This is a genomic window from Coleofasciculus sp. E1-EBD-02, from assembly GCF_040218245.1.
GTDB lineage: Bacteria > Cyanobacteriota > Cyanobacteriia > Cyanobacteriales > Coleofasciculaceae > Coleofasciculus.
In genome coordinates this window covers 1-7,229 of the sequence record NZ_JAVJQN010000167.1, presented here as the reverse complement: position 1 = coordinate 7,229, position 7,229 = coordinate 1, and the positions used below count along the sequence as shown (strand labels likewise).

Sequence of the window (7,229 nt, the reverse complement as noted above, 5' to 3'; positions counted from 1 at the left end):
TTTTATAGTAAATTTGAGCCTTGTCTAACCAATCAATTAATTTTAAAGTTCCCTCTCCCAGGTTTTGACTTTCTTCAAATATTTGATGCAATTCTTCTTTTAATGAATGCATAATTCCAATTAAAGGCGAAGCTTCTTTGACTTGCTCTAATTTTTGAGTTTGATTTTTTGATAATTTTATTTCCGATTTTAGTAGTGTATATTTACGGTTATTCCAATCTTAGTGTGCTAAACTATCAGTCTTAATGGACTAGATAGCTTACCAAGCAAGGACTTTAGCTTTTCATTGCCTCAAAACTATCTTGAAATCCGGGTAAAAATAGTTAAAGCTATTGCTGTCAAATATTTGGGCAAATTAAACTAACAATTTAGCACACTAAATACGAAAAACCCTGGTTTAATTTTTCGGACTTTTTGCCTTGATCCGGTATGTAGTTTTTTGTACTTCAATTTGAAGTGCGGAGTCTAGGTTCCAAGGTTGCCCAATGACGCTGCAAGTGATGATGATAAATGCCTGTAGCAGTAGCAGCAGTGTCCAGCAGTTGCGACAGCGTTATCTCCCCCCGACTCAGATGATAGAGTGCCAAGTGAACCAGCGCCCATTGGTGACAAGTTAAGCCTGTATGCCAGTTGTCAAGGGAGCATTGGTGACAAGTTAAGCTTGGATGCTAGTTGTCAAGGCAGGTTTGAGAGAATATATTCAGAATTAAGTTCCCGTCTAATTTACGTGAACGACTTGGCGTAAGGTTAAGAGGTCGTTATGATTAATAAGAGAAAAGCTTGACATCATAATTTATAAGTTATGATTTATGACGTTTTCTATCACCTCGCCCCCGTTCAATTTCATCTCTAAGTTCCTTAAGTTCTTTCAGATTCAACTTCTTGGTATAACAATTATGGTTATCCCCCAATACCATCTTGCTATAGCTCTGTAAACTCTCAATCCAGGGAAACTCAGACATGCGAAAACGCCACGACACTCCCGGAAGCGGAGGTAAGTTTAACGCCTCTCGCACCACCAAACGACCAATGGTAAATGCACTGGTATTAGGGTCCCAGGTATCGCCTTGTAGGTCAAGATCCCAGGTTCCAATCAAATGAAAAACCTTGCGCGAACTCTTCAACTTAATAATCCACTGCACACTAAACCGATGAGTCCGAAACATCTGGTCTTCCTGGGCTAACGATAGCTCTAAGATGGACGTATCCCTATCAGAGAATGAATTGGCATCCAGAGCCAATCGAATCGCCGCCAGGTTGTCAAGGGTAATCAGCAGATTGTGACGGGGATTGTGTTGATTCAGTAGATACCAGGTTCCTACAGCACCGGGCGCGTCTCGTTCGACGGACAAAAGCACGATGGATTCATCAGCCGAATAGGTACGCTCAAGAACCAGAAACGTTGGTTGGAACGTTTCTGGTTTCTGAAAAATGCGGCGAATCCACCGAGTCAGCCATCGAAACCATTGTCGTAAACTCTGTTGCTTCACTGATGTCGCGTTCTCAGGGGGGATATGTTAAAACTTCTCATCGACAATGGCTTGATCCGAAGTGCTTGATCCGAAGTGCTAGTTCTATGATGGAGATAGGGACAGGACTTACGCACACTCTTCTATATGTAGTAGGCTGGCAAGCTTAAAGTTGTGGGTAAAATTTTTCTGGATCGCTACTCTCATAAGGGTTCCTTGAAAATACTTGACCACTGTTTTAAGCTTGCCACGCTAGTAGGGTGGGCAATGCCCACCTACCACTATAAATAAGGTTTGAATACTCAAATTGCCTAAGTCCTGAGGGAAACTAGCTTAACCCATCCCCACCCATAGTTATGGGTTAACTCAGAATTCTCTAACCCTTCGGACGTTCCACCGGAGGAGTCTCTACAACCCCTGCTCCCCCTGCTCCCCCTGCTCCCCCTGCTTCCCCTGCTTCCCCTGCTTCCCCATATCCCCCATCGTTCGCATTCCCTGACACCTTATCCCTCAATCGATAAATTCTGAGTTAAAGTGAATTTTGAACTGACAATTTTTCCCAATCATCAGGTCAGTGTATGAACTCGTTAGTTGGTAAAACCCTACAGGGTGGCAAATACACTCTAGAGCAAGAACTAGGACGAGGGGGCTTTGGCATCACCTATAAAGCCACCCATCACTATTTAGGTCAGGTGGTGGTGATTAAAACCCTAGACGAGTCCATGCATCGTAACCCCGATTGCTCTCGGTTTCAGCGCCTATTCCAGGATGAAGCACGACGCCTCGCCTTGTGTACCCATGCCAATATTGTCCGAGTCAGTGACTTCTTTGTGGAAGCAGGGTGGCCCTACATGGTAATGGACTATGTAGACGGTCAGACCTTACAAGAGATTTTACTTCCCGGAAAACCCCTCAGTGAAGCCACCGCCATTCATTACATCCGCCAAATTGGGGACGCCTTAACCGTAGTCCATCAAAAAGGTTTACTCCACCGAGATATTAAACCTGCCAATATCATCCGGCGCGAAGGCACCCACCAAGTTGTCCTCATCGACTTTGGCATTGCCCGGGAATTTAGCCTGAATACAACTCAAACCCACACTAACATGCTGTCTGAGGGCTATGCCCCCTTAGAACAGTATTTAATCAAAGAAAAACGCACCCCAGCCTCCGATGTTTACGGGTTAGCCGCCACTCTCTATACCCTGTTAACTGCCCAAATCCCCACACCTGCCGTTATCCGGGAACGTCAACCTATGCCCGCTCCCCGTGACCTCCAACCCCAACTCAGTGCTGCTGTAAATCAAGCGGTCATGCGCGGGATGGCAATTGAGGCACGTTATCGCCCTTCATCGGTAGCAGAATGGCTATCCCTGTTGCCGGATGTTTCCTTTGAATCCAGCCCGGTATTCGTCTCCAATCCCGTATCAACAACCAACGGAGCCACTATTGCGTTAACCCCACCACAGGAAGCCAGTTCCCGTCAGCGAGAGTCCCAGCCCACTCAATATACGCCTTGGCATCGACGCTTAGGGGTTTCTCCCGTTTTACTAGGAGTGGGCGCTGTAATTGCCACAGGTTTAGTCGGATTGGGAACGATTTGGTATCAGTCTCAAAATCTGTCAACCCCACCAGCGGCTGAACCTTCATCCCCAGAGGAATCCCTAAACTCTGATCCCGAACTTAATGATAGTGAGGAAACGACTGAACCCAACCAGGACAAAAATGCCCCGGCTGCGGAGCAGGAACAGAAACCCTCTCGCCGCTCTTTTCCGGGATTCCCTAAAAAATCAAGAGATTCAGTTGAACCTTCTCCCTCACCCACTGCTGAAGACGCTTCATCCGCTCCTGGAGAATCACCCTCCTCTGAGAAAAAATCGCCAACTTCAGTCCCTAAACCTTCACCTAATTCATCCCCAGCATCCCCAAATCAATCTCAACCGCCAGAACCGCCAGCCCCCTCACCAGAGGATCCCCAATCGGCTGAGTCATCTGAATCGGACAGCGAACCCCCGTCTTAATCTGTTGGCGTACCCGTAGAAAACATGAAAAAAGAGCCTGCTCCCCCAGAAGCCCCCCGACCGAAAAAACCCGAAACCACTGAAGAGGATGAGGGATGACAAATGACAAATGACAAATGACAAATGACAAATGACAACCAATACGGTTTAGCTCTACATACCACCAGTCCCCAACTCGGATTAGCCATTAGTAATTTTCAGAGTGATCATCGTGCGGCTACCTGGGATTTGGGACGAGATTTATCAACTCACTTACATCAACACTTGAGTGATTTTTTACTCCCAAACGCTTGGTCAGATGTGGCATTTATTGCCGTCGCCAAAGGTCCCGGCAGTTTTACAGGCACTCGTATTGGTGTGGTAACAGTCCGAACGTTGGCACAGCAACTGGATATTCCTTTATTTGCCATTTCCACCCTGGCAGCCGTGGCTTGGTCGGCAACGCTTCAAGGGAAAGAGCATCGGGAAACCTCACACGAAAGAGCGATCGCGCTACAAATGCCTGCTCGACGGGGACAGTTGTATACCGCAATCTATCAGCCATCCTCAGAGGGTTCTAGCTTGACGCCACTTATACCAGATGCCGTGATGACACCCGATATCTGGCAACAAGTCCTAGACAATCAAAACCTCCCCTATCAACTCATTGAGGTATCCGTTAATTTAGGAACTTGTGTCACCAGTGTATTAGACTTGGCTTATGTGGATTGGCAGCAAGGAAAACGCCCTCACTGGTCTCAGGCGTTACCGTTTTACGGACAGCATCCAGTTACTGGAATAAACAGCGACTAAGTAGGGTTTGTTGCACAAAGCCAAAATCGCAAAGCCCATCAATACTTTGAGCTTTATTGACAGAGGGTTTGATTCAAGGAAATCGGGTAGTATTCTTCATAAGTATGGCATCACCTTGCTCAGGAAAAATGTACCCTTGCTCCCCCAGCTCCCCCAGCTTCCCCAGCTTCCCCCGCTCTCCCTCACCACAACACTTATTCAGCAGCCCCTACTTAACTGTGAATTCGAGGTTCTGGGTAAAGCGTGCTAAGTAACTGACTTTCTACCGTCGCCAGTTCTGCTAACCTCTGGCTGACAACCTCCCGCTCAAAATAGGTATCCGCTAGCACCCAGTAAACCCCGTAATGTCGTGCTTCAGATGTCATCAAACCTTGATAAAACTCAGCTAACTCCAGGTCAGGGCAGTGAGTTGCCAGTAATCCCAGCCGTTCGTGAGAGCGAGCCTCAATTAAAGCCGCAACCAATAAAGAATCCAATAGCCGATCCGGTTCATGGCGGCGAATCTGGGCTGTTAGCTTAGCGCCATAGGGTGACGGGGATAGGGACGCTAGGGGAATACCCCGTCGTTCCAGCCATTGATTAACTTGCTCAAAGTGATCCAATTCCTCACGCGCGATCGCGGTAAGCTGACGAACCAGTTGCGTACTCGATGGATAGCGGAAGATTAAATTCAGGGCTACACCTGCCGCTTTGCGTTCGCATTGGGAATGGTCGAGTAGAATGAGATCAAGGTGAGCTAGGGCTTGTTCAACCCAAGTCCAGCTCGTGGGTTGTTGGAGGGCATGAATCATTACCCAGGGAGAATCTAACACAGGTTTTGGTGACATCGAACTGTCTTGTGAATCACAATAGGGGGAAGATGATTAGGATAGAGACTGGGATTCGAGGAAACTGGTATTTATCCATGGCGTGCTGGATGCTAAGCGGAAAAGGTGTGAAATTCAGTCAACAACCCACCGTTAAATCGGAGTACCGATTATAACGGGGGCTTCTAAGATAGCCCGAGTTGACCCGACTCAGGCAGGAATGCCTACGTTAGTGGCAAGTGTTTAAGTTCTTACCTGTTGAAAAACCAACCAGTTATGGATATATTGCCTAGACCACTTGTATCGAGGGGAGTCGAGATCTGCCCCCCGTTTCCTCCCGCCACCAAGCTGAGTACAGCTATGGTGGAGACCTCCGAGAAGACAGATGAATTTCCTCTGAAACCCGGAAGATAGATGTTAGCACTTGTTTTAACTAATAGATAATAGAGTATCCTAAGCCTGAGAATCTTGACCACCCCTGGTAAATATACCTCGGCACACAATAGCCCAGCTTTTGGTAACCAAACTGGTGCAAGTAAACGTTTATGGGTGCTACTTATTATTTGACGACACGGATTTGGATCAATAAACAATGACTCACCGTCGGATTGTTATCGGTGACGTGCATGGGCACTACGATACCCTAATGACCTTATTGGATGCGATCGCTCCTAGTAAAGACGATCAAGTCTATTTTTTGGGAGACTTAATTGATAGGGGTTCCCAAAGCTCTCAAGTTGTTGAATTTGTCAAGCAAAGCCCTTATCCTTGCTTGCTAGGCAATCATGAGCAAATGCTATTAGAAATCCTGGGTCAGGGAGAAATCTATGGTCCAGCCCTGCAAGCATGGCTCTATAGTGGCGGTCACAGTACCATCAATAGTTATGGTGAGAATGGTGTCCGCCAAGACCATATCGAGTGGATGCGTACCTTACCCACCCATATCGATTTGGGAGATACGTGGTTAGTCCATGCTGGAGTTCATCCCCGTTTACCCCTGGAAAAGCAAACGACAGAACAATTCTGTTGGATTAGAGACGAATTTCATAGCATTCAAGAGCCTTATTTTACCGATAAGTTAATTATCATTGGTCATACGATTACCTTTACCTTGCCAGGAGTACAACCGGGACGAATTGCCCAAGGTAGAGGATGGTTGGATATTGACACGGGCGCGTATCACCCGAAAAGTGGTTGGCTCACAGGATTAGACTTGACAAACTCACGGGTTTATCAAGCCAATGTTTTTAAACAACGGGTTCGCCAAATGCCACTTGAGGAGGCGGTGACAAGGGTAGAGCCTTCACAACTCTTACCACCTAAATCGCGAGGAGCTACGGCTTCAACCGGAACGAAGTGGAGGTAAGCCGTAGGGGGAGAGCGGGAAATACTTCGGCTAAACGCCCGAAGTATTTCCAGTTATTTCCCGCTAGTTGGTATAATGTTAGCCATGAAACAAGTCCTCACGATAGTTGTAAAGCTTCAACCCTCTCCTGAACAGGTGACCAAATTGGAGGCAACCCTTCAGGCGGAAAGCGGATGCTTGTAACTACGTGAACGAACATACCGATCCAAAACTGACCAACAAGATTGCTATCCAATCTTTGACTTATCAAACCATTAAAAGCCAATTCAATTTGGTAGCAAATATGGCAGTCAGAGCTTGTGCCAGAGTAGCGGCTAACCGAAAGGTAGCTAGGCAAAAAGGCAAGCCTGTCAAAGACTTTATGCCAAGCAGCATGGATTGTGACAAGGACTTGTTTCGACTTCGTGAACACGACTGGACGGTAAGCCTTGCTACTGTTCAGGGTAGAGAGTAGAGACGCGCCATGGCGCGTCTCTACAAAGCTTGAAGCCCGGTAACTACCAGAAAGGAAAACTTAAAGGGAGGAAGCCAACTTCAGCTCAACTCTGTAAGCACCGCGACGGTCAGTTCTATCTGCATATTCAGATTAAGGACACCCCTCCAGACCCAAAAAATACCGATAAGGTAATTGGTGTCGATTTGGGGCGTCGCGATATCGCTGTCACTTCAGAGGACAAAAAGTGGGACGGCAAACATATCCAGTCGGTGCGAGATAAATTTTCCAGAACTAGAGCATCTCTCCAGAAAAAAGCCTCGAAAGGCACGAGAACAACTC

At 47.0% G+C, this 7,229-nt stretch carries 7 protein-coding genes and 2 pseudogenes; 4 read left to right on the top strand and 5 right to left on the bottom strand.

What is annotated here, in order from left to right:
• The 4 genes and pseudogenes from RIC07_RS26750 to RIC07_RS26735 form a co-directional block, all read right to left on the bottom strand.
• Window positions 1-205: pseudogene (locus RIC07_RS26750) on the bottom strand (DesA/ISL3 alpha bundle tail domain-containing protein); the annotation flags it as partial.
• A 241-nt stretch (window positions 206-446) separates the two neighbouring features.
• Window positions 447-587 carry an AAA-like domain-containing protein gene (locus RIC07_RS26745; RefSeq protein ID WP_446397169.1) on the bottom strand — a complete coding sequence of 47 codons (141 nt, stop codon included), beginning with the start codon at window positions 585-587 and terminating at the stop codon, window positions 447-449.
• Window positions 588-800: 213 nt separating this feature from the next.
• Complete coding sequence (locus RIC07_RS26740; RefSeq protein WP_446397168.1) at window positions 801-1,490, bottom strand: hypothetical protein; 690 nt, start codon at window positions 1,488-1,490, stop codon at window positions 801-803.
• A 355-nt stretch (window positions 1,491-1,845) separates the two neighbouring features.
• Window positions 1,846-1,971, bottom strand: coding sequence for a hypothetical protein (locus RIC07_RS26735; RefSeq protein ID WP_446397167.1), 126 nt, complete (start codon window positions 1,969-1,971; stop codon window positions 1,846-1,848).
• A gap of 76 nt (window positions 1,972-2,047) precedes the next feature.
• On the opposite strand from RIC07_RS26735, the gene RIC07_RS26730 reads away from it, so the two are divergent.
• Both RIC07_RS26730 and tsaB read left to right on the top strand, forming a co-directional pair.
• Window positions 2,048-3,490, top strand: coding sequence for a serine/threonine protein kinase (locus tag RIC07_RS26730; RefSeq protein ID WP_446397166.1), 1,443 nt, complete (start codon window positions 2,048-2,050; stop codon window positions 3,488-3,490).
• Window positions 3,491-3,613: 123 nt separating this feature from the next.
• The gene (tsaB, locus tag RIC07_RS26725; RefSeq protein ID WP_446397165.1) at window positions 3,614-4,282 is read left to right on the top strand and encodes a tRNA (adenosine(37)-N6)-threonylcarbamoyltransferase complex dimerization subunit type 1 TsaB; all 669 of its coding nucleotides are present in this window, start codon (window positions 3,614-3,616) and stop codon (window positions 4,280-4,282) included.
• A gap of 212 nt (window positions 4,283-4,494) precedes the next feature.
• Here tsaB and miaE read toward each other — a convergent pair whose 3' ends face one another.
• Entirely contained in the window at window positions 4,495-5,109 is a 615-nt protein-coding gene (miaE, locus tag RIC07_RS26720) for a tRNA isopentenyl-2-thiomethyl-A-37 hydroxylase MiaE (protein ID WP_446397164.1), read from the bottom strand.
• A gap of 571 nt (window positions 5,110-5,680) precedes the next feature.
• On the opposite strand from miaE, the gene RIC07_RS26715 reads away from it, so the two are divergent.
• Together RIC07_RS26715 and RIC07_RS26710 are read left to right on the top strand one after the other, a co-directional pair.
• Complete coding sequence (locus tag RIC07_RS26715; RefSeq protein WP_446397163.1) at window positions 5,681-6,454, top strand: metallophosphoesterase family protein; 774 nt, start codon at window positions 5,681-5,683, stop codon at window positions 6,452-6,454.
• Window positions 6,455-6,538: 84 nt separating this feature from the next.
• A pseudogene (locus tag RIC07_RS26710) lies at window positions 6,539-7,229 on the top strand (RNA-guided endonuclease InsQ/TnpB family protein); the annotation flags it as partial.